Consider the following 21,630-nt stretch of genomic DNA (forward strand, 5'->3'; position numbering starts at 1 on the left):
ATATAATATTATTAATAAATGTTTTTGTGGTCATTAAACATGATTTGATTACAAAATACAGTGTTTATTGAAAGAAGTTTGTAAAAAGGGAGATATAAATTATGGATTTACGTATTGAAACACTAAATGATAGCAATATTGATAAGTGGGAAATATTTAACCATGAAATGGATGAAGGAACGTTTTATCACACCATTAAATGGAAAAGGATTTTAGAATCATTAGGCCATATTCCTCATTATTATTTGATTTTTTCTGGAGATGAAGTAGTAGCTATATGTCCTTTTTTTGAAATTAATATTAAAGGTTTTAAAGGAATCATGCCTTTACCAGATTCAGATTATAACCATATTGTTATTAAAGAAGATAATCAGCATAACATCATAGATTTTATTAGAAAGGAATTAGAATCTAGAGCTAAAAAAAATTCATGGTCTTTTATAATATTAAACTCTTTAGATAAAAATTTTGAAGAGAAATTAAACACATTTTATTATCCTAATTTCTCAATGGGAACCATGAGTATCGATCTGGAGAACTTGAGCCCTGCTAAAATTTGGGATGAAATTTTTACTGCTAAAAAAGCGCAGAGAACATATATTAAAAGATTTAAAAAGGATGGGTTTGAAATAAGATATTTAGATTCTGTTGAGGGTATTAAGACCTTCTATAAATATTATCTTAAGAATATTAGACATATAAAAGGTACTGAATATCCGTATTCTCATTTTGAGGATATATATAACCTTTATTCTCCAAATAACAGGACTTTAGCGTTGCTATATAAACAGGGCTTTATAGCAGGGGGATTTTTAAATTTCCTGGATGAATCTAAAAAAACCATGCACACACGATATATAGCAATTAATCGTGATGTGCCCAATAAATATCATGTTCAGTATTATTTACTCTGGGAGACAATTAAAAAAGCTTATGAACTGAAATGTAAGAGACTATGTCTTGGAAGTAATGTAAAAGATCAAAATCATCGAGGTTATAAATTGAAGAGTAACTTCGGTGCAGATTATAAAGATAACTATTCAGTATTAATACCTACCTCAAAAATCTTTAAATTAGGTCATTCTGTTTATAGGTCTCTTTATAAGGTGAAACAAGATGAAAAACGAAAAATTAAACTTCCAAAATTTAAAATATAAATACAGGCTCTTTTTTACACTGAATTACTTCCTTAAAAAGGTAGGAATTAATTTTACTAAAGCTCATATTTATTCTATTAAATTAGATAATTTTAGTCCTAAAAGATCCAAAACAGATGATTTTATTGTTAAAGAGTGTACAATGGACGATTTACATCTTTTTGGAAAATTAGAGGATAGATTCTTATCAGATATGCAAGATGGACATATTCTAATTGGTGCATTTTTAAATAACGAGTGGATTGGCTATAACTGGATAAGTTTTAAGCCAGTAGAAATGGAAGAAGTGGAAAGGTTTTTTCATTTTGATGGGGCTTATTTATGGCGACTTTATGTTAAAGAACATTATAGAGAGAAAGGAATAGCAAAAAGGATGTTTTATTTTTCTCTTAATAAAATTAAAAATGATTATAAAAAAAATATAGTATATGCTGCCGCTGAAACTTCAAACATACCCTCAATTAAAACTATAGAAAGTTGTAATTTTTATAGGATTGGTGCTATTAACTATTCAAGAGTTTTTTTATGGAAAAATTTCCAGGTAAATATCGAAGATAATTCAGTGAGTTTTTCAGAAGATTTAAATAATGATTAAACTAATCATAATCTATTAAATGTTTTATTTCTTTTTATTAGGGATTAATTGTTTAATTAAATTAATATCATCATCTGAAAATGTTTCTAAAAGATAGAGAGCAACTAAATATACACCGAAAGCAAGTACTATCTGCAAGAGTAGATTTATATGTACATAAAAAATGAATAATCCCATTACTAAGCAAGCTATTAAAGGTTTCACTAAAGTATCTTTAATTTCAACTTTACAGATAAATTTAAAAAGGAAGTATGAAATAAGCAACATTTCAGTTAATTCTGTAATTATTGTAATTACAGCAGAAGCAACATAGCTATAACTTGGAATAAATGTTACATTAAGGACCACATTCATAATTATCGCCAAAATGAATATTTTTGCCAGTAAGTTTTGTTTGTTGATCGAAATCATTACAGTTCCTGAAAAAAAAGTTAAAAATGTAAAAGGAATCGCCCAGATTAGTATTTTAAGTGCTATTATGGATCCTGTAAATTGAGTTCCGTAGACTAAAAGAATAATTTTATCGGCCAACAGTGATACTGTAATTGCAATAGGTAAACCTATCAGAAAAAGATATTTAAATGATCTTTTATATCCTGTTTTTAAAGAGTTTTTAGAATATATGTGAAATCTGGAAAAAACAGGATATATTGAAGCCGTAAAAACTGCTGGGATAAAAGTTAAAACTTCTATTAATTTATATGCTGCACTGTAAATTCCAACAGCAGTATTAGTATCTAACATTGAAAGTATAACTATATCAATTCTAAATGCTATGGTAGAGAAAATTAAAACTACAGACAAAGGAATTGCCATTTTTAACAATGTTTTCCAGAAACCAAAATCAATTTCTAATTTTGGCGAAACATAATTACATTTGCATATGGTAAATGCATATAAAACCATAATTACTCCAACAAATAGATAAAGTAAAGCAAAACCTAAAAGATCGCTTTTATTATATATTAAGTATAAAGCCCCTGAAATGAGCAATATAGATGTTATAATCTGGCCAATTGATTGATATTCCAGTTTTTCAAAGGTTTGAAATAAAGCATAAAACATTGAAGACAATGAAGTTAATAAAGTATACGCTGTAATTATAGCTATAACCTGAATATCATTTAAATTATAACCCAGTGCCAGAACAATCAAAATACTTATTATAAATGTGCTTATTCCCAATATAATCTTTAATGACAAAATATTTTTTAAATAACTTTCCGTTAGCTTCTTATTTCTTGATGCCTCTCTTACCATTAGTGAGCTTAAACCCAAATCAGCAAATATTATCATAATTCCTGAAAAAGCTAATGCAAAGGACAGAATACCAAAATTATCCACTCCAAGATATCTTGCAGAATACATCACAAAAAAAAATGCTAATGCATAAGTTATTATTTGTGATACAAACATTACTGAAATGTTTTTGGCTACTCTTTGAACCGGGTTCATTTTCTCTCCTTCTTAATTAATATTAATTAAATTTATTAAGTTAATATTAATTATAGTTTGCCATAATTAATGGCTCTGTAGAACTGCTCTTAGATTTTGATAGATAAGCATTTTACATATATGTATATATTATAACAAATGTTTCGAAGCCTGGTTTCTTTGTTCCTTAACCTATCACTCCGACTTTGATTTTTATCACTCAAAGCTCTCTTTAATACGGAGATTACAGTTTTTACAGGCTTCTTCAATGATATTTGGACTTGCTGAAGAGGGATTGCATGCTTAAATCTACAAAGCTAAATTTCTTAATATTTATCTTAAATTAAATCCATATCTTTTATTGCATTTATATTTTTAAAACTAAGAGTTGTTTTATCCAGTTTTTCAACATCAACGTATTTAACGTTTAAATTTCGAATAAGAGAATTAACATCCTTTATCTCTTTTTTAATCAGATCCTCAATAACATTAATGGTCTTTTTTTTGTAGATAGAATGAAGTGGTTCAATATGACCATCATTCCATATAGGGACAACAGCATCAAAATTATCTGTTTCCATGGTTTTAAACATTTTTAAAACGAAATTTTTAGAAATAAAAGGTGAATCGCAGGGCAATATTTGTGCATATTCTGAATTAATATTAGAAAGTCCTGTTAATATACCCACAAGAGGTCCCTTATCCTTTATTTTATCCTCAACTATCTTTAAAGACTCATAAGGCCCTAAAATATTTTTATAATCTTTTATCTGTTGAGTTTCCCTTAAAACTAATATAATTTCATCTGCAACATCCGATATGGCATCCAAAACATGAAGAACCATTGGTTTACCCTTTAAGAGCATTGAGCCTTTATCTCTACCCATCCTCCTGCTTCTTCCACCACAGAGGATTATTATGGATTTCATAATACCCACCTAAAAATTGAAAAAAATGTTAAAAAATAAAGTGTATTTTGTTTTGACGTGAAAAGACCAAAATTATCTACATCAATCGTGTTGTAGGATAGTTCGGGCTTTCGTTGGTTATGGTCAGATCATGCGGATGACTTTCTGTCATCCCGCTTGCTGTGATCCTAACAAGCTTTGCCTTTTCCTTCATGGTCTGTATATCCTTAGCACCACAGTAACCCATTGAAGATTTTAAACCGCCGATTAACTGGAATAAAACCTCACTAACCGGTCCTTTGTATGGAACAACTCCTTCAACACCTTCTGGTACTAATTTCGCGTGTTTCATTGGCCCTTTCACTTCCTGGAAGTAACGGTCAGTTCCTGCACCTGCTCCACCAGTCATTGCGCCAAGGGAGCCCATTCCACGGTACTGTTTGAATTTACGACCATTCATGATTACAACGTCACCCGGTGCTTCATAGGTACCTGCAAGTAAACTTCCAATCATTACAACATCTGCGCCAACAGCTATTGCTTTTGCAATATCTCCAGAGAATCTTAATCCCCCATCTCCTATTACAGGAATTTCATGGTCTTTTGCAACGTCTGCAACGTCTGATATTGCTGTTAGCTGAGGTACGCCTACTCCGGCAATGATCCTTGTTGTACAGATTGATCCTGGACCTATTCCTACCTTAAGCCCATCAACCTCCTTTGCTAATAAGGCTTCTGCCGCCTCACGAGTGGCTATATTACCCACAATCAGATCTGCATCAATATTATCTTTAATTTTCTTTGCTGCATCCACCACATTTAAATTATGTGCATGTGCCACATCTATAGCAATTATATCTACCCCTGCTTCGTCTAATGCCATTGCACGTTCAAGATCAAATGGACCTGTAGCTGCTGCAACCATAAACTTTCCTTTTCTATCTCTGGAAGCATTGGGGAACTTTTTTCTCTCTAATATATCTCTAATGGTTACTATTCCTATTAATTTGCCTGATTTAACCACTGGGAGCCTTTCCACCTTGTTTTCGTAGGCTATATTCAGTGCTTCTTCTGGTGTGGTTGATTCAGGAATGGTAAGCACTTCTTCAGTCATTATTTCCCTTACTTTCTTTTCTTCATCAGAGTTAATAATTGGTTTTACGTCCCTGCGGCTTATTATTCCCACCACAATTTCATCTTCAACCACTGGAAGTCCGCTTACTTCTTCCATGTCCATTATATGACATGCCTCCCTGATTGAAGCATCAGGACCAATGGTGATCACATCTCTTATAGTCATGTCTCCAGACTGTTTTACTCTTTTAACCTCATTGATCTGCTCTTTTATAGTCATGTTTCTGTGAATGACTCCTAAACCACCTTCCTGTGCCAGTGCAATCGCCATTGAAGATTCGGTTACGGTATCCATAGCAGAACTTATAACAGGAATGTTTATGAAATGATTCCTTGAAATTCTGGTTTTTATTTCAACGTCTTTAGGCTCAACAGACGAGGCAGAAGGCACTATTAAAAAATCATCAAATGTATAACCTTCTGGAGCGTTTTTTAATTTTTTAGAGTACATTAATACCTCCTGCAACTGCTTAAAAATATATGATTTTTGAAATTAAAAACATTCAAGCATCTTCTTTAATTCCATTACTGCGCTTCGGTGGATTTTCCCTGAATTTCTATCCCCACCTACACATGCTGCTCCTCTTATTCCAACAACATCAGTGCCTAAATTGTACAGTGTCTGGAGCTGTTCTTTTTTAACTGAGCCTGCAAGCGCTGATTTTAAGCCGTAATTATGAATTTCATTGTTGAATCTGGCTATTTTCTCTTCACTCATGAAGTCGAATAATGTTTTCCCATCTTTAACTGCAGTATCCAGCATGGCCAGGTCTGCACCAGCAGCAGCAGCAACTTCTGGTATTTCCATGGGATCTAAAGCCCCAATTCGATGCGCATCAGCGTATCCTGAAGCTACCACGATTATATCTGCGCTGTATTCATTAACAGTTTTTACCACATTTTTCATTACTTCCAGTGCTTCGTGGTAATTTTTTGTTCCATAAAGGCCAACTTTAATGTAGTCTGCTCCTGAAACAGCTGCTCCAAGTGCTGCAAGTGATACTGTACCTGGTTTATATTGCACATCTCCCAAAGTTGCGCTTACGAGCATATCTTCAGGGGTCATCTCCCTTATGCTTTTAATGACCCATGGAAAATTAGCTCCAAGTGATCCTTCTTTGGGATTTTTGACATCGATTATGTCTGCACCGCCTTCAATGGCTTCATGTGCTTCCTCTGTGTTTATTGGACTTATTAAGAGAAGCAAATCATATACCTCCATTTATTAATTAGATTAAACTAATTTTTATTTAAATTATATTCTAAATTATTTAAAGTATTCCCTTTTAGCTGAATAAGATTTTTTTATTTTATCTTTAATTATAGTTCTATGTTTAATGTTTAAAAAGGTGATCCTTCTTTTTTAATTCTTTCTGCAGTTTTAAAATGTTTTTCTGGATAAATCCCTTCCTTCACGAATTCTATCCGCAATTTTTCAATCATTTTATTTGTTTTAATATTAAAGGGACATTCCAGAGTGCACAGCCCACAAGCAGTGCATTTAAATAGCCCTGAATCAAAACAGGTTTGTTTATCTTTGATAAATCGGCTGAAAGATATTCCACGGCCGCCCAAATATCCTTTATAACCAAATTCATTGCCTGTTACATTGTATACTGGACATGAAACAATACAGCTACCGCAGCCAATGCATAAAAGGCATTCCGGGTAATCTTCAAACAATTTACTTCTTCCGTTGTCAAGAAGGATTACTATTACTCTTTTTGCGCCGTACATGCCTTTTAAAAGTATCTGTTCTATGTCTGCTGTTTTAGAGGGTGATGAAATCACGTTCATGTAGGCTGGAATTTTTTTTCCAGTTGCAAATATTGTTTCAAGCTTAACAACGCTTACCGCTTCTTCAACAGTCCTTACAAGTTTATCTATGCCCACAAGAACAATGTGAATATCTTTCATGGACACCAGAGTTATGTTTCCCTCGTTGTGAACCATTAAGAGCGCACCGTCTTCTGCAGCAACTGAATTTGCACCTGTAATTCCAACAGAACAGTTTAAAAGTCTTTCCAAGACGTCCTGTTTAATCACGTTGAGAATTTCCCCTGGTTCTGGTTTTATTTCCTTTTTAAACTTTTTGGATGCTATTTTAGCTATCTGTTCCATATCTAAATGTGCAGCTGGCCCTATTGGGTGTGAAGGTCCAGAACTATCTGGATCTATTTGAACAATACGATCTCCAAGGTCAGTTTCCACAAGTTCAATTCCATGAGAATCTAAAAATTCTGATAAACCTATTTCATTTATGGTGTTTGATTTAGACTTTGAAACCATTTTTTCGTCTTTAATTATCCTGTAAATCTCATCAAGTGCTTTCTTTGAATTTTCTGCAACTATAACTTCTATTCCATTTTCTTCAAACTTATTTTTTGCTGTTTCAACAAGTTCTGGAAGATTTTCCACGCTGTAATTTCTTATTTCTTTTACCCGCTCTTGAAGTTCTCTTATCTGTTCTTTTTCCCCTTCTAAAAGCTGCGCTTTTCTATCCCTTAGTATTTTAAAGGATTTATGCAGAGATTTAAGGTTATTTTTATCCATTTAATACCCCAGGGTGTCTTTTAAAGCATTTAAGACCAGTTCAGAGATGTCCAGTACACTCTGTTTTTCTATGCAGACAGACTGAATGTTTAATATGCAGAATGGACATGAGGTAATGATTATTTCAGTACCTGTATTTTTTGCATCTTCAATACGTGCCATGGATATCTCTTCTGTTATTTCAGGATAAGCTGATCTAACACCTGCACCAGCGCCGCAGCATCTTGCTTTATCTTTGTTGAAATCCATTTCTACCAATTCTGCACATCTATATATAACTGCCCTCGGAGCATCATATTCTTCCATCTCCCTTCCAAGGTGGCAGGGATCGTGATAGGTGACTTTTTTATCTTTAAATTCTAATTCTATTTTTCCATGTTCAATTAACTGGTTAAAAAGCTCTGATGTGTGCACAACGTTTATTTCAACGCCTAAAATTTCTTTATAATCTTTTTTAAATGTCCTGTAACAGCCGGCACATGAAGTGACTATCTTTTCTCCTTCCAGATCCTTTAATGTTTTATCCATAACTTTTTCTGCCTCTTCTCTAAATCCTGTTCTAAGCAGAAAGGATCCGCAGCATTTTTCATTTTCTAATACTTTATAATCTATTCCTGCAGATTTCAGTATCTCTTCTGTTGCTCTGGATATGTTTCCAAGCTTTTCCTTTGCTACACAGCCCCTAAAATAAATCATCTTTGCACCAAACAACTACTACATTAATTTACTTCAATATTTTACTGCATGTTTATTATTTTTATGCACCGGTCTGATAAATAAGAAATTATAGATAACTCCATATGCATACAGAATGTGCTGAACTGGCACAAGTAAAAAAACAAGCAGTGAATAAATAGATTTTGTTTTAAAAAGAATTTCTGCAAAAACAAGTACTGCATATACGATATAAAGTGCTAATGGGATTAAAACCATCCACCCCCAAATTAAATATAACGGAATAAGCAGAATCAGGTAGAATAAAAATAATATTGTCAAAAAAACCTTTATTTTAAATAATCTGAGCTTTTTTATGGCATTAGCTATGTTTACTCCATATCTGATCATGTTTTTTGAAAATTGCCTTAGTGAACTGGTTTCCCTGTGATATATTTTAGCTTCCCTGACGTAAATGAATTTATATCCGACTAATCCCAGCCTTAAATTTAATTCAGTATCATCAGAGATGATTAGGCTGTCATCATACCTGAATTTACTTATTATATCTTTTTTGTAAATGGCATTGTAATTAGGGATGCTTTTTAAATATTTAACATTTCTCTTTGAAAATGCAGGGTTTCCGCCAGAAGCAATGGTGGAGGTTAAAAAATGGTTTATTATCAGTTCTTTTTTGTTATCGGTTGGAGCTATTAATCGGGGTCCGCCGGCACCTGCAATATCATCTTCGGTTCCTTCAATACTTTCATATAAAGTTTTAAGCCACTCTTTGTCCACGATACAGTCGGCATCAGTATAGGCAATGTATTTTGAGCTTTCACTGGAATGGTCTATTACCAGGTTTCTTGCAAAACAGTGACCATAAAAACCGAAATCTTTCTCGTTTAGGATTTTATAGCTGATATTTGAAGAGCTTAAAACTTCTTCTGCAATTTCACGGGTTTTATCATCGGAATTACCGTCAACTACTATTATTTCAAATGATGAAGAATCAAAACTTTGTTCAATAAGAGTTTTAAGAGTTGTGGCTATGTATTCTTCCTCGTTTTTGGCTATAATTCCTATAGTTATTAAAATTGGCATTTTCCTTACCTTAAATCTTTTAGTAATGCATGAATATTACGACTTTTTGTATTTGGTTTTTTAAATACATTATTTTAAGTTATTATTTTCTTTATCAATACGCCCTATAAATAATTTTTAATTTTTCGTGCTAATTATTTAAGCTACTTAATTTGATAGTTCAATTAAGTTAAAAATGATAAACTTTTTGATTTTGCACCGTCAATATCTGAATAATAGATTTTCAAGCCGTTTGGCAAGATAATAGATGTTGTATTTAATTTTGAATTCACATTCTTAAAAAATTCGGTTTTATTATTCATCACCCAGATTATCTGGGTTGTAGAAGTATTTAATGGAATTTCTAAGGTTTTATTTTCAAATCCGCTTCATTTATGGTTTTTTCCATGAAAAACTATGAAATTTTTATTGGTTTTGGAGGTTTTCAACTGTGAATTTTCATCATCACTTATGCTGTAAACATTATATTGTGGAAGATAGTAAATTGCTTTTCTCCAGGAGAAGCCCTGATCTTCCCTTAGAATGTCTCTAATGATAATAATAGTTTTTTCAGAGTTAGAATTATTCATAATCCTGTTTATATGATATTTCGTGTTTAAATCGTTTTTATAGATTTTCTCGTATCTATAAACAAATAAAAGATCTATGCATAGTAAAATTTTTTGATTTTCATCTATAAAACCTAAAGGAGTTTCCCATGTACTTTCATAGTTAATATTGGATGGATAAATAAAATACAATGAATTTAAAAAGATGAATATTGCCAATAGAGAGGATAAAACTGATTTATATGAAAATTTATGCTTATTTTCAATTTTAAGAGAAAAATAGTTAAATATATATCCCAGAATCATAGAAATTGCTGAAATATATACTAATATGTACCCAGGCTTAGGTGAGTGAACCATAAATTGAAAAATAATCATGGGGAAAATCCATAATGATAAAAAAACGAATTTAGTATTTAATAGAATCTTTATTTGGAATTTTTTCCTAAACATAAAAATGATTAAGTCTTGCCTGAATCCCACTCGTAAAGAAATTTGCTCATGAAAGGAATTCTTGTAATCAAAATTAACAATGAAAATATGGATATTAACAAAATATTAATCGATTTATTGTTTTCAATTGATTTACCTTTCAATTTAATTTCCTTTGGATCCATGTTACACTCCGATGAATTTAAAATTCCCATACAATTCAGGTTAACTATTTATTATCCATATTAGTTAAATTAAAAGATAGATGTTTATTTATATATCAAAATATTGTTTTCAATTTATTAAATAGATATTAATTTTAAATAAAATTAACGAAGTTAAAATGGAAGAGAATAATGAAATATCCCTTAATTTCAATTATAATCCTCAACTGGAACGGTTGGGAAGATACTCTTGAATGTTTGGAGTCCCTTTATCAGATTGATTACCCTAATTATAATGTTATTCTTATAGATAATGGTTCTGAGGATGAATCAATAAAAAAAATTAAGGAATACTGTGATGGAAAAATAGTAGTCAAATCTGAATTTTTTGAATATAATTATAATAACAAACCAATTGAGCTATTTGAATACACAAAAGCAGAAATTGGCTCTGTATCATTAGAAAATTCATTTTATAATAATAAAAAACTGGTTTTAATTAAAAATCCAGAAAATTATGGTTTTGCAGAAGGAAATAATATTGGAATTAGATTTGCTATGAGATCTTTAAATCCAGATTATATCTTACTATTAAACAATGATACTGTAGTTGAAAAGTCCTTTTTAACTGAAATGGTTAATGTAGCAGAAAACAATTCTAAAATTGGTGTTGTCGGACCTAAAATTTATTATTATAATTATAAAGGCAGAAAAGACGTTATAAACTTTGCAGGTGAGGAAATTAATTTTTATACATCTCGAGGGAAACGTTTCGGACGTTTTGAAATAGATAAGGGACAGTATGATGAAATAAGGGAGAATGATAAGATTGACGGAAGTTGCATGCTCATTAAAAGAGAGGTAATTAAAGAAGTTGGGATCTTTGACCCACTATATTTTGCATACTGGGAAGAAGCTGATTTATGTGTTAGAATAAAAAATGCAGGGTATAAGTTAATTTATGCTCCAAAATCTCGTATTTGGCATAAAATTGGAGTTACCTGGGATAGCTATTTCAGTTATTTTATAATTTATCACTATTTAGTTCGTAATCGATTGATTTTCATGTGGAGATATGCGTCAAATATTCAAAAAACCATATTTATACTTTTTTTTGTAGTCTATTTATTGGTTAATATCATTATAATGTTTATAAAAGAGGATTGGAAAACATCGAAAGAAGGATTAAAAGCAATAAAAAATGGAATAATGGATTTTAGAAAATTAGTTCTAAAATAAATTAACAATAAATTATTTAGCAGACACATTCACGAGCACTAAATTTATTAAATGGCAAATTGACATGAATTTATTTCAAAAGTAGTAAAACAGATGAGTTTTAAATTTTACAAAGATTTATCATTCATATAATTCAAAAAACTGTGTTTCATATATTTTTTTATAATTTGACTGTACATAAGGGATAAGGGGAGAATATGATTCATTTAAAGGTATAAATCCTTCAGATAGATTATCTGCTCTATATTTTTGTACAATGATAATTACAGTCCCTTTTTTCATTTCTAAATCTTTTATAATGTGATTTGTTAACTTCTGGTCACCGGACTGGATATTTCCTAATTCTACATTTTGAGGCCATTCTATTATTAGTGGATTCCCATAGGAGTTTTTTATCCAGATTCCTACGCAATCAGGTATAATAATATATTTTCTCCCTTTTTTTATTGAAAATTCTTCAGCAACATTTAAATCTTTTAAAAATGCATGAGTATTCTTGTTTGTTTTTATTCCTGTCATTCCATAAACTACATCTCCAAGATCATAGTTTAAATCACTAATTGAAGATTCTCGATAAATATGTTCTTCTCTAGCTATTCCAAAGGATAATGTAGACACGAAAAGCAGCATTATAACAAAAATACCAACATATCTGGAATAATCATTAAATAAATTCTGATCTGGAATACAGTTATAAATATATTCTATTATAAATATAACTAAAGGGCCAGCCATTAAAGCAGGATAATTATAACCCACAGAAAGAGAAACAATCCAAGATAATATCACAAGTAAAATACCTATTTTCAAATATTGAGTTAATTTTCGAATTTTATAGAAATCTACTATGATTAAGCCAACAACCATGGCAAAAATAGAGTATGATGAGCCAACAAGATATAAAGAGGGGAATATAGCTAATGGAACTATGGAAATCATTAAAAAAGCTAAAATACTAAAAAGTAATAAAATTCCTGTCTTTACCAAATACTTGTTAAATTTGCTATTTAAATTGTTATTTAAAAAATAAGTAATTGAATACCATAATAAAATACTAAATGGTACTACACTAAGGAAATAATGGTTTAAACCTGCAATGATGGTTCTTTCTAGAGTATAAATATTTAATTGGACAAATGCATCTAAAAATGCTCCACTAATTAATAAATACAACATATAGAACATAATGGGTGTAATTAATACTATCCAGAAGCGTTTTTGACACCCGTCATTAAGAACTATGATTGATAAAGGAAGTAAAAATAAAAAATTTTGTTTAAATAGAGGTGTAACACCTATCAAGAAGTATCCAATCAATTTAAATGTGGTTAAATTAATTCGATGACATAGCATTATGCCTATAGTAGACAAGAATATAGCATCAATTGTATGCCAGGCCATAATTGGAAAATTATGCACAGAAAAGAAAAGCGCAATTAGAGCTAAGCAAAATTTTTCAGTATTTGATTTCAAAATAGAAAAAGTATCGCTTATAATGATTGTCCAAATCCATGCAACAGTTGCCAATTGAAACCAAACAAAAAATCTAGAAATCAATAAGGTATATTCCCCCCCAAATAACAATAGGTATATGGAAAAAATGAGAACCAACAGGTCTGATTGATATAAAATCTAAATGAGGTATTTGTCCCTCAAGTATTCTCTTAGCCCCTGCTAGAATAAATCCATCATCTGTAGGATTAAAACCAAGTTTAGAAAATAAGATATGTGCAATTATTGAAACTATAATTATAAACATGATTCCCGGATAAAGTTGAGATGTTTTTTTCAATTTTTTAACAAATAAGGACATAATGTTAAGTATATTTTAATAAACCATATAAATCAATGGTTATATGCTACAGAAATTAAGTAAATTTGTTATACAATAACTCTTTAGAATTATTAATAACTGTTTTTTGATAAATAAAATAGCATAATGCTATTTTTAGTTATATATTATTCAATAATGCGGTTATAACTAATATTTAATTAGGAAATGGGATAATTTGTTAAATAAATAAAAAAAGCTTAAATGGAAGAAAGTTCTAAGTACGATGATATTATGAATGCTGTAAAATCACTTGCTAAAAATACTTCATTATTACTGATTTCCCAAGTTATTAGCTATATATTAGCATTTTTTTATATGATTTATATTGCTCGATATTTAGGTACTGATGGTTTTGGTATTCTTTCATTTGCACTTGCTTTTACTGGAATACTCAGCATCTTTACAGATTTAGGTCTTAATACCTTAACGGTTAGAGAAGTTGCAAGAGATAAATCATTAACGAATAAATATTTTAGTAATATTTTTTTTATAAAAATGATTTTTTGTATTTTAACTTTTGGATTAATGGCATTGATAATAAATTTACTTGGATACTCTTTAGAAACTATAAATGTTGTTTATTTAGTAGGATTATCAGTAATTTTCACAGCAATTTCAGGTTTTTTTAATTCAATTTTTCAAGCACACGAAAAAATGGAATATCAATCTTTAGGCCTGGTTTTACAGAATTTTCTAATGTTTATTGGAGTTTTAATCGTTATTAATTTTGGATTGAGCATTATAGTATTTGCATTCGTTTATTTTATTTCTAGTTTAATTAGTTTATTTTATATTTTAATTGTTTATTTCTGGAAATTTCCTCCAAGGAATGTTGAAATTAGAAGAAATTATTGGAAACCAACAATAAAGGAATCATTACCTTTTGGATTAACAGCCGTTTTTGCAACAGTCTATGTTTGGATTGATTCTGTAATGCTTTCTTTGATGCAAGGAAATGAAGCAGTTGGATTATATAATGCAGCTTATAGAATAATTATAGTTTTACTATTTATTCAGTCAGTTTCAAGTATCTCTATATTTCCTACGATGTCTAAGTTTTATATTTCATCAAAAAATTCTTTAAAAATGACTGTTGAAAAGTATTTTAAATTTATGTTTATAATCAGTATTCCTATTGGAATTATTGTAATGCTTTTGTCTGATAAAATAATTTTATTTGTCTTTGGCGTTCAATATGAAAATTCAATATTACTCCTTCAAATATTAGTATGGGCTACTGTATTTACATTTATATACACTGCATTCGTACAAATGTTTTTATCAACAAACAAACAGTTTGTAATCACTAAAATCACTGCATTATGTATGATGATTAATATCATTTTAAATTTGATTTTGATTCCACAGTTTAGCTATATTGGTGCCAGTTTTGTTACTGTAATTACTGAATTTACAATTTTAGTCCTTGTATTCAAAAGTTATAGTAAAATCGGTTATGGTATTTCCAGAAAACAGTCAAAATTAATGATTAAAGTTATAATTGCAAGTTTAATTATGGGATTATTTATATTCTATTTTAAAGAATTGGAAACATATTTATTATTGTTATTTGCAATTATAATATATATTACATTAATATTACTGACCAAATGCATTGATAAAGACGATGCCAACTTAATTCATGTATTAATTAAAAAAAGTTGAATAGGAATTAAAATATACCAAATTTTTAGGAAAATCTTTGGGGGGAAATTCAAAAATGGATGATATAAAGAATCCCGAGAATACTATAATTGGTTTTAATTATAAAAGAGGAAGTAAATCTCCCATAATTGGAAAAAATTCTATTATTCGCCCTAATTCTATTATTTATAATGATGTATCAGTTGGAGATGATTTTAAAACGGGCCATAACATTTTAATCAGGGAAAAAACAACTATTGGTAATGACACACTTATTGGAACAAATACTGTAATTGAAGGTAATTGTATCATAGGAAATAATGTGAGAATACAATCAAACGTATACATTCCTACAAACACCATAATTGAAGATAACGTATTTATTGGTCCTTGCGCATGTTTTACTAATGATAGATATCCCGTAAGAATTGATTTTGAACTTAAAGGACCAATATTAAGAAAAGGTGCTTCTATTGGTGCAAATTCAACATTTTTATCAGATTTAGAGATTGGAGAAGGTGCAATGATTGCAGCGGGTGCAATTGTTACTAAAGATGTACCCAATTTCTATCTTGCAATAGGTGCACCTGCAAAAATAAAACCACTTCCAAAACATTTAAGAATTCCAAATAAGCTATAATTACACAATGACAAATAAAACACATCCTAATGTAAGTGTAATACTTCCAACTTATAATAGGGCCCATTTAATTAAAAGATCTATTGACAGTATTTTAGATCAAACCTACGCTGATTTTGAGATTATTATTGTTGATGATGGATCAACTGATAACACAAAAGAAATAATTGAACAATATACTGATGAAAGAATAAGATATATTGGGCATGAAATAAATAAGGGCGCGCCTAGCGCTATGAATACTGGCATAAAAAACTCTAAAGGGGATTTTTTGTCTTTTCAGGGTAGTGATGATAAATGGTTACCAGAAAAGCTTCAAAAGGAAATGCTTATATTCAAGGAATCTTCTTCAGATGTAGGAGTAGTTTATTCAGGAATATGGAGTATTGAAAAAAATGAAATAAAATACAAACCAGATTCCAGTATTCAAAAGAAAGAAGGAATAATCCATGATGAACTTCTCAAAGGAAATTTTGTAAATGGATTAAGTTCCGTTAAGAAGGAATGTTTCGAAAAATGTGGATTATTTGATGAAAATTTATTTGGACTAGAAGATTGGGAGTTATATATTAGAATTTCAAAAAATTATGAATTTAGGATTGTTGATGAACCTTTAATGATTGCTTATAATGCTGAAGGTAATATATCTTCTAATTATCTCAAACTTTTTAATGCTAAAAAAATAATTATTGATAAGCATTTTAAAGAATTTTCCAAAGACAAAAAAGTTTTAGCTATAAATTATGGAATTTTAGGTTCGCTCTTATTTTTAAGCGAAGAGAAAAAAAAAGCGAGAAGTTATTTCATTGATGCTATTAAATTAGATTTTAATTTGAAATATATTTTTGCCTATTTATTATCCTATTTTGGAAAAAAAATGTATACTCAAGTTTTAGGCTATTATCAAAAAAATTGATAATCAATTTTTAATTATAACTTATTATCTTTTTAGTGTTGTTTAACTTATTATCTTCCTTTTGAAGCGCAAGTTCCCTTACCAGATCTGTAATTTCATTTTCCATACTTTCAATCATGGTGTAGATCTTGAAAATTAAATAATAACATCCAAAAAGCCCCAATATCAGTACAACGTCAAGTCCTCTTCCAATTCCTACTGCAGCTGCAAAAACACCTGTTACAAGCACTATTTTATCTGCATATTCTCCTATTAAACAAAATTTTCTTTAAAGATAATTATGGTGTTTAAATTAAAATGATATAAATCCTTTTATTAAAATATGATATATAATTATTACTACTTTGTTATCTACAATTAAGCTTAAAAGTATTTAAAACCATAAACCTCCTGCACAACTAATTATATAAATTCTTAGAGCTTAGATTATGATATGACGCACAACCATAAAAAACTATCCGAAGATTATTCAACAACCTTTTAAGAAAAGGTTGATCAAAAGATGCTTTGGATGAACCCTTTTTTAAAGGGTTCTTAAAAATATTCACAGGATTTACTCAAGATGAATAACAGAATATTCAGAAGATAAACGAAGTGTATGAATCAGAAATATTGATGAGTTGTTGGAGATTCTATCTTACAAAGTAGTTAGAAGTTGAGAATTCGTAAGGAGAAGTATTTTCAGGTTATAATTACGCAAGAGATCTATTGCCTATCACTTGCTATTCCTCACCAATGATATCTTCTATCTCTAAGAGCACATCATTTACAAATACTTCATCACATTCTATTGGCTCCTCTTTGTCTGAAAGAAGCAGATGAAATGGAAACGTTCTAATATCTTTCCAATGCGGTGCATTATCCCATCTACGTATCATTTTATCATTTCCTTGGAGATGGTAGGAATATCTCCGATAATTTTCTCCTATGCCTTCATTCACATAGAGCACGTACCCCTTTTTCAATATCGCCTTTGCCCGTAGCGATTGCGTTTTTGGCTCTATGATCATCGCAATAATCTCTATGTCTATGACAAGGTCGCTGGATGATAACACTGCTAAAATACTTGATACCGTCATTTAATTTTGCCTTTAACTCGATTTTCTACTTCAGCCCAATATCTAAGCGCCTCTTCATAACTCTCCCACTGTATGAAATCATCCCATTCCTCAAATACTTCCTCATCTTTCCTTTTATCGATGGTATCCTTAAATTCCTGAAAATCGACCCTGTATCTCCTCTTCATTTCGCTTATTTTCTTCTCATAGTAAGAAATTTTATTTCTTGCTTGCTCCCGTATTATTCCTACAAGAGCATCCTTTTCGTCTTTAAATAAACCAATCCTTACCAATTCCTCTATCGGTGCAAACACTTCTTTTGATACCTTAACATATTCTCCCATGACTATCACCTTCAAAAACATGAAGCTCAGAATCATCAGTTAGTTTTATTATGAGACGAATAAACCCTTTATCCGTACCTGTGAACTTTTTTACAATCCTAACTTCTTTAGTATAGGCAAATTTATTGGCTTTCTATTTAAAAAATCGAAATAATCATCTATCATCCAATGGCCTCTATCAATGCCTTCGTTTCATTCTTAAGCTCATTGAATATTTCCCATGATGCTTTCCATTCCATGAAATCCATGTTATCTCCAAGTTCACCTGATTTAAACTCCTTGTAAAATTCTTCTGATTCCATACCATACTTTCTATTGAAATAATCCATATTCTTTTGAAGTTCATCAATTTTTTGATTTAATTTCTCTATTCTGGCTTTTAGGGCTTTTATAACTATATTTTTCACTTGATTTTCAGGAATCGTAGTGTTTTTTACTACAAAAGCCACCTTGATCACCTTATTTTTCTTTTTTATGTACTATAAATTTATCTAATTGTATTTATGTTTAACATTTAAAATAAACTTTATTTTTCCAATAGATTTTCAGTAATTTTCAATATTTAAAGTTGTTAGAAGGGGCTGTCTAATAATTCAAAATCAGTGAAAATAAAACTCAAAAAAACACCAGCTCCACAAAAACTTATAAAAAATCACTTAAAAACAAGTAAATGCCCGATGAAATATCCTATTTTCATATGTTTTCACTTTGATTCTTTTTTAGAAGTAACGTCTGATTTTGATTTGATATTTTCCCTTTGAAGTGCAAGTTCCCTTACCAGATCTGTAATTTCCTTTTCCATGCTTTCAATCATGGTGTAGATCTTGAAAACCAAATAGTAACATCCAAATAGTCCTAATATTAATACTACATCAAGCCCTCTTCCAATTCCTGCAAAAGATGCAAATAGATTGGTTGCTCCAGGATCCAGTGATACATAAATAACCCCAATCCATATCAGTATCCATAAAGATAACATCCCTATGGTCATCTTTCCTTCTCTAAACCTTAAAATGGCTAAAATTATGGCAATTAACCCAATAATTGATCCTATTATTTGATATAGAAATATCATGATAACACCCGTCTAAATAAATTCATTATTAATTTAAATAAAATCTTAAGACCCACCTTTAAATTTGTCCCTTTGGCCATTGAATAATCTGTGTATATGGTTTTTATAGGCACTTCTTTAAGTTTTAAGTCATGCCTTTTTACTTCCCCCATTATCTCTGAAATTACACCAAAACCTCTTGAATGTATTTCAAAAACCTGTGCAGCTTTTCTATCAAAGGCTTTAAACCCTGTTTGAGAGTCCTTTACACGAACACCGTAAAAAATCCATGTTATAATGTTCATAATCTGATTTCCAAGCTTTTTAGAAAGTGGCATTTCTTCAAAATTCCTGTAACCGTTTACAATGTCTGCATCTCCTTTTATTATGGGGACTAATAATGAATTTATGTCATCTGGATCATGCTGACCGTCTGCATCGAATGTTACTATCAAATCGGCGTTCTTCTGGAGCGCTGCTTCTATCCCTGTCTTAAGAGCTGCACCTACTCCTCTATTAATGCTGTGCCTGTAAATAAATCCTTTATAGTTTTCAAGCAAATCATTGGCTATTTTGTAGGTTTCATCAGAGGATCCGTCGTCTACAACTATAATATTCCAATTTCTTTCTTTAAGTTCTTCAATGACGTTTCCAATGACTTTACTTTCATTATATGCAGGTAAAACTATGTATACTTCTGCACTCAGATTCCTGAAAGCAGGATCATCATTTGAATTTCCAAGCATCTGATCACTATGGTTTTTAATTTTAATTAAAATTTCATCCAATAAGAACATTTGCATAACTTTAAGTTGAACTATCATATCTGAAAAATTAATTATAAATCTTTTTTGCAAGCTCTGCAACACGTTTACCCAGGTTTTTAGAGGTTTCTATACCTATTTCGTCTTTTTCAACATCTCCTGCAGGGCCTGCTGCTCCAGTTCCGCCATAATGAGCAAGAGGAGAACCATCACCAACCACAATCGCATCATGGATGAGTAAAAATTCATGTATCGCTGTAATTGTTGTCTCTTGGCCTCCATTTCGTGAAGCACCCACAGCTATTGCTCCACAAACCTTATCTTTTAATTTAAAATCAGCGCGAAGAGGTCTTGATCTATCTATCATTATTTTAAGCTGTGCTGAAACATTTCCAAAGTAAACAGGACTTCCAATGATTAATCCATGAGCATCTTTTAGTTTATTGAGAATATCATTAATATCATCATCTTTAGGGCATTCTCCAGTTAATTTACATATATCGCATGCATTACAGGGTTCCATTTCTAATTTCCCTAAATGAATACTTTCAACATCGACACCAGCTTCTTGTGCAGCTTCTAATGATTTTTCAACAAGATATGCTGTATTTCCCTCTTTTCTTGGACTTCCTATAATTCCTATTACTTTGACCATATTTTTCACCAATTTGATATAAAACGTGTATTAAATGTGTTTAATCTGGAGTTTTTAAACACATATTACCATTTAATTGTATATTGCTTTTTTAATTAGTATGAACAATTATAGTTTAAATCCTTTTTCAAATTAGAAATAAAGAAATGTATCGTGCATAATGTTTATGATAATAATTCAAACTGCAAATTTTTTAAAAATCCACATATACCTGATGTTTGGGATACTATAAAACAGTAATATTATTTAAGCAAATTTTTATAATATATTACAAACAAAGAAAAGTTTGGTGGTAATTTTGGCTGACGTTATCTCTAAAATTAAAATTCTGGAAGAATTGGCAAAATTAGGCTCAGATGATGAAGTTTTCATAAATGCCATTGATAAATTAACTAAATATAAAATTAATGAGCTTGAAAAAGATATTAATGATATTGAAATCAGTTTAAAGGAATTTGAAGAGAAATATGGATTAGAATCCACAGAGTTCATCAAAAAATTTGAATCTGGTGAAATGGGTGATGAGATGGACTTTATGGAATGGGCTTCGCTATATGATATGAAAGAAAGGCTGAAAAATAGGCTGAATATCGTAAAAGGTGTGTGAATGATTCAAAGCTTTTTTTCTAAAATTAAAACTTTCCCTAACCATGTTCATGTTGGTAAAGACGTTCACCCACATGAAGATTTTGATATTTTCGAGATAATGGAATTAATAGAAAAAGAAATCTGAATTCTTCTGTACTCTATTCTAAGAGAACCACTGGCTTGATCAGGTCTCGAGGTTTCTCTTTCATCA

The 21,630-nt window shown here is 30.4% G+C and carries 25 protein-coding genes; 9 read left to right on the forward strand and 16 right to left on the reverse strand.

Going from position 1 to position 21,630, the window contains the following annotated elements; translation table 11 throughout:
- Positions 1-101 precede the first annotated feature (101 nt).
- Complete coding sequence (locus PQ963_02325; GenBank protein MEN4028503.1) at positions 102-1,157, forward strand: GNAT family N-acetyltransferase; 1,056 nt, start codon at positions 102-104, stop codon at positions 1,155-1,157.
- Complete coding sequence (locus PQ963_02330) at positions 1,117-1,752, forward strand: GNAT family N-acetyltransferase (protein ID MEN4028504.1); 636 nt, start codon at positions 1,117-1,119, stop codon at positions 1,750-1,752. Before PQ963_02325 ends, PQ963_02330 begins: the two co-directional genes overlap by 41 nt.
- A 24-nt stretch (positions 1,753-1,776) precedes the next feature.
- Here the strand turns inward: PQ963_02330 and PQ963_02335 are convergent, their stop codons facing one another.
- The 8 genes from PQ963_02335 to PQ963_02370 form a co-directional block, all read right to left on the reverse strand.
- Entirely contained in the window at positions 1,777-3,207 is a 1,431-nt protein-coding gene (locus PQ963_02335; GenBank protein MEN4028505.1) for a flippase, read from the reverse strand.
- A gap of 317 nt (positions 3,208-3,524) precedes the next feature.
- Positions 3,525-4,115 carry a molybdenum cofactor guanylyltransferase gene (locus tag PQ963_02340; GenBank protein MEN4028506.1) on the reverse strand — a complete coding sequence of 197 codons (591 nt, stop codon included), beginning with the start codon at positions 4,113-4,115 and terminating at the stop codon, positions 3,525-3,527.
- Between the two features lie 76 nt (positions 4,116-4,191).
- Positions 4,192-5,679 carry an IMP dehydrogenase gene (gene guaB, locus PQ963_02345; GenBank protein ID MEN4028507.1) on the reverse strand — a complete coding sequence of 496 codons (1,488 nt, stop codon included), beginning with the start codon at positions 5,677-5,679 and terminating at the stop codon, positions 4,192-4,194.
- A gap of 42 nt (positions 5,680-5,721) precedes the next feature.
- Positions 5,722-6,435 (reverse strand): (5-formylfuran-3-yl)methyl phosphate synthase, encoded by a 714-nt coding sequence (locus PQ963_02350; GenBank protein MEN4028508.1) that lies wholly within the window; start codon positions 6,433-6,435, stop codon positions 5,722-5,724.
- A 134-nt stretch (positions 6,436-6,569) separates the two neighbouring features.
- Positions 6,570-7,781: an LUD domain-containing protein gene (locus PQ963_02355; protein MEN4028509.1), complete on the reverse strand. Its 1,212-nt coding sequence runs from the start codon at positions 7,779-7,781 to the stop codon at positions 6,570-6,572.
- A complete protein-coding gene (locus PQ963_02360) occupies positions 7,782-8,477 on the reverse strand; it encodes a (Fe-S)-binding protein (GenBank protein MEN4028510.1) in 696 nt (231 codons plus the stop codon).
- Positions 8,478-8,510: 33 nt separating this feature from the next.
- Positions 8,511-9,539, reverse strand: a complete 1,029-nt coding sequence (locus PQ963_02365) for a glycosyltransferase (GenBank protein MEN4028511.1) — start codon at positions 9,537-9,539, stop codon at positions 8,511-8,513.
- A 368-nt stretch (positions 9,540-9,907) separates the two neighbouring features.
- Entirely contained in the window at positions 9,908-10,465 is a 558-nt protein-coding gene (locus PQ963_02370; protein ID MEN4028512.1) for a hypothetical protein, read from the reverse strand.
- 410 nt (positions 10,466-10,875) lie between these two features.
- On the opposite strand from PQ963_02370, the gene PQ963_02375 reads away from it, so the two are divergent.
- The gene (locus PQ963_02375) at positions 10,876-11,922 is read left to right on the forward strand and encodes a glycosyltransferase family 2 protein (protein MEN4028513.1); all 1,047 of its coding nucleotides are present in this window, start codon (positions 10,876-10,878) and stop codon (positions 11,920-11,922) included.
- A 120-nt stretch (positions 11,923-12,042) separates the two neighbouring features.
- Here PQ963_02375 and PQ963_02380 read toward each other — a convergent pair whose 3' ends face one another.
- Positions 12,043-13,098 (reverse strand): hypothetical protein, encoded by a 1,056-nt coding sequence (locus PQ963_02380; protein MEN4028514.1) that lies wholly within the window; start codon positions 13,096-13,098, stop codon positions 12,043-12,045.
- Positions 13,099-13,276: 178 nt separating this feature from the next.
- Here PQ963_02380 and PQ963_02385 point away from each other — a divergent pair, with 178 nt between their 5' ends.
- The 4 genes from PQ963_02385 (at position 13,277) to PQ963_02400 (ending at position 16,956) form a co-directional block, all read left to right on the forward strand.
- The gene (locus tag PQ963_02385) at positions 13,277-13,453 is read left to right on the forward strand and encodes a hypothetical protein (protein ID MEN4028515.1); all 177 of its coding nucleotides are present in this window, start codon (positions 13,277-13,279) and stop codon (positions 13,451-13,453) included.
- Between the two features lie 504 nt (positions 13,454-13,957).
- Entirely contained in the window at positions 13,958-15,421 is a 1,464-nt protein-coding gene (locus PQ963_02390) for a flippase (GenBank protein ID MEN4028516.1), read from the forward strand.
- Between the two features lie 55 nt (positions 15,422-15,476).
- A complete protein-coding gene (locus tag PQ963_02395) occupies positions 15,477-16,040 on the forward strand; it encodes an acyltransferase (GenBank protein ID MEN4028517.1) in 564 nt (187 codons plus the stop codon).
- A 7-nt stretch (positions 16,041-16,047) separates the two neighbouring features.
- Positions 16,048-16,956 carry a glycosyltransferase gene (locus PQ963_02400; GenBank protein MEN4028518.1) on the forward strand — a complete coding sequence of 303 codons (909 nt, stop codon included), beginning with the start codon at positions 16,048-16,050 and terminating at the stop codon, positions 16,954-16,956.
- A 10-nt stretch (positions 16,957-16,966) separates the two neighbouring features.
- Here PQ963_02400 and PQ963_02405 read toward each other — a convergent pair whose 3' ends face one another.
- The 7 genes from PQ963_02405 to PQ963_02435 form a co-directional block, all read right to left on the reverse strand.
- Positions 16,967-17,185, reverse strand: coding sequence for a DUF2304 domain-containing protein (locus tag PQ963_02405; GenBank protein MEN4028519.1), 219 nt, complete (start codon positions 17,183-17,185; stop codon positions 16,967-16,969).
- Between the two features lie 493 nt (positions 17,186-17,678).
- On the reverse strand, positions 17,679-17,921 hold the full coding sequence (locus PQ963_02410; GenBank protein MEN4028520.1) for a DUF6516 family protein: 243 nt from the start codon (positions 17,919-17,921) through the stop codon (positions 17,679-17,681).
- Between the two features lie 110 nt (positions 17,922-18,031).
- Positions 18,032-18,358 carry a hypothetical protein gene (locus PQ963_02415; protein MEN4028521.1) on the reverse strand — a complete coding sequence of 109 codons (327 nt, stop codon included), beginning with the start codon at positions 18,356-18,358 and terminating at the stop codon, positions 18,032-18,034.
- Between the two features lie 161 nt (positions 18,359-18,519).
- Positions 18,520-18,807, reverse strand: coding sequence for a hypothetical protein (locus tag PQ963_02420; protein MEN4028522.1), 288 nt, complete (start codon positions 18,805-18,807; stop codon positions 18,520-18,522).
- 254 nt (positions 18,808-19,061) lie between these two features.
- Positions 19,062-19,433, reverse strand: a complete 372-nt coding sequence (locus PQ963_02425; protein ID MEN4028523.1) for a DUF2304 domain-containing protein — start codon at positions 19,431-19,433, stop codon at positions 19,062-19,064.
- Entirely contained in the window at positions 19,430-20,158 is a 729-nt protein-coding gene (locus tag PQ963_02430; protein ID MEN4028524.1) for a glycosyltransferase family 2 protein, read from the reverse strand. Before PQ963_02430 ends, PQ963_02425 begins: the two co-directional genes overlap by 4 nt.
- An 88-nt stretch (positions 20,159-20,246) precedes the next feature.
- On the reverse strand, positions 20,247-20,831 hold the full coding sequence (locus PQ963_02435; protein MEN4028525.1) for a flavodoxin family protein: 585 nt from the start codon (positions 20,829-20,831) through the stop codon (positions 20,247-20,249).
- A gap of 298 nt (positions 20,832-21,129) precedes the next feature.
- On the opposite strand from PQ963_02435, the gene PQ963_02440 reads away from it, so the two are divergent.
- Both PQ963_02440 and PQ963_02445 read left to right on the forward strand, forming a co-directional pair.
- The gene (locus PQ963_02440) at positions 21,130-21,438 is read left to right on the forward strand and encodes a hypothetical protein (GenBank protein MEN4028526.1); all 309 of its coding nucleotides are present in this window, start codon (positions 21,130-21,132) and stop codon (positions 21,436-21,438) included.
- On the forward strand, positions 21,439-21,564 hold the full coding sequence (locus tag PQ963_02445; GenBank protein ID MEN4028527.1) for a hypothetical protein: 126 nt from the start codon (positions 21,439-21,441) through the stop codon (positions 21,562-21,564).
- The last annotated feature ends 66 nt before the right edge of the window (positions 21,565-21,630 follow it).

The organism is Methanobacterium sp. (genome assembly GCA_039666455.1).
Classification (GTDB): domain Archaea; phylum Methanobacteriota; class Methanobacteria; order Methanobacteriales; family Methanobacteriaceae; genus Methanobacterium_D.

Bases quoted from the DNA above. Each gene is read 5' to 3' on its own strand.
- PQ963_02380 (MEN4028514.1), bottom strand. From the start codon at position 13,098: ATGTTGTATTTATTAATTAGTGGAGCATTTTTAGATGCATTTGTCCAA.
- PQ963_02325 (MEN4028503.1), top strand. From the start codon at position 102: ATGGATTTACGTATTGAAACACTAAATGATAGCAATATTGATAAGTGG.
- guaB (MEN4028507.1), bottom strand. From the start codon at position 5,679: ATGTACTCTAAAAAATTAAAAAACGCTCCAGAAGGTTATACATTTGAT.
- PQ963_02335 (MEN4028505.1), bottom strand. From the start codon at position 3,207: ATGAACCCGGTTCAAAGAGTAGCCAAAAACATTTCAGTAATGTTTGTA.
- PQ963_02370 (MEN4028512.1), bottom strand. From the start codon at position 10,465: ATGATTATTTTTCAATTTATGGTTCACTCACCTAAGCCTGGGTACATA.
- PQ963_02435 (MEN4028525.1), bottom strand. From the start codon at position 20,831: ATGGTCAAAGTAATAGGAATTATAGGAAGTCCAAGAAAAGAGGGAAAT.
- PQ963_02390 (MEN4028516.1), top strand. From the start codon at position 13,958: ATGGAAGAAAGTTCTAAGTACGATGATATTATGAATGCTGTAAAATCA.
- PQ963_02355 (MEN4028509.1), bottom strand. From the start codon at position 7,781: ATGGATAAAAATAACCTTAAATCTCTGCATAAATCCTTTAAAATACTA.
- PQ963_02425 (MEN4028523.1), bottom strand. From the start codon at position 19,433: ATGATATTTCTATATCAAATAATAGGATCAATTATTGGGTTAATTGCC.
- PQ963_02395 (MEN4028517.1), top strand. From the start codon at position 15,477: ATGGATGATATAAAGAATCCCGAGAATACTATAATTGGTTTTAATTAT.
- PQ963_02415 (MEN4028521.1), bottom strand. From the start codon at position 18,358: ATGGGAGAATATGTTAAGGTATCAAAAGAAGTGTTTGCACCGATAGAG.
- PQ963_02430 (MEN4028524.1), bottom strand. From the start codon at position 20,158: ATGCTTGGAAATTCAAATGATGATCCTGCTTTCAGGAATCTGAGTGCA.
- PQ963_02340 (MEN4028506.1), bottom strand. From the start codon at position 4,115: ATGAAATCCATAATAATCCTCTGTGGTGGAAGAAGCAGGAGGATGGGT.
- PQ963_02445 (MEN4028527.1), top strand. From the start codon at position 21,439: ATGATTCAAAGCTTTTTTTCTAAAATTAAAACTTTCCCTAACCATGTT.
- PQ963_02365 (MEN4028511.1), bottom strand. From the start codon at position 9,539: ATGCCAATTTTAATAACTATAGGAATTATAGCCAAAAACGAGGAAGAA.
- PQ963_02330 (MEN4028504.1), top strand. From the start codon at position 1,117: ATGAAAAACGAAAAATTAAACTTCCAAAATTTAAAATATAAATACAGG.
- PQ963_02360 (MEN4028510.1), bottom strand. From the start codon at position 8,477: ATGATTTATTTTAGGGGCTGTGTAGCAAAGGAAAAGCTTGGAAACATA.
- PQ963_02385 (MEN4028515.1), top strand. From the start codon at position 13,277: ATGCCTATAGTAGACAAGAATATAGCATCAATTGTATGCCAGGCCATA.
- PQ963_02400 (MEN4028518.1), top strand. From the start codon at position 16,048: ATGACAAATAAAACACATCCTAATGTAAGTGTAATACTTCCAACTTAT.
- PQ963_02375 (MEN4028513.1), top strand. From the start codon at position 10,876: ATGAAATATCCCTTAATTTCAATTATAATCCTCAACTGGAACGGTTGG.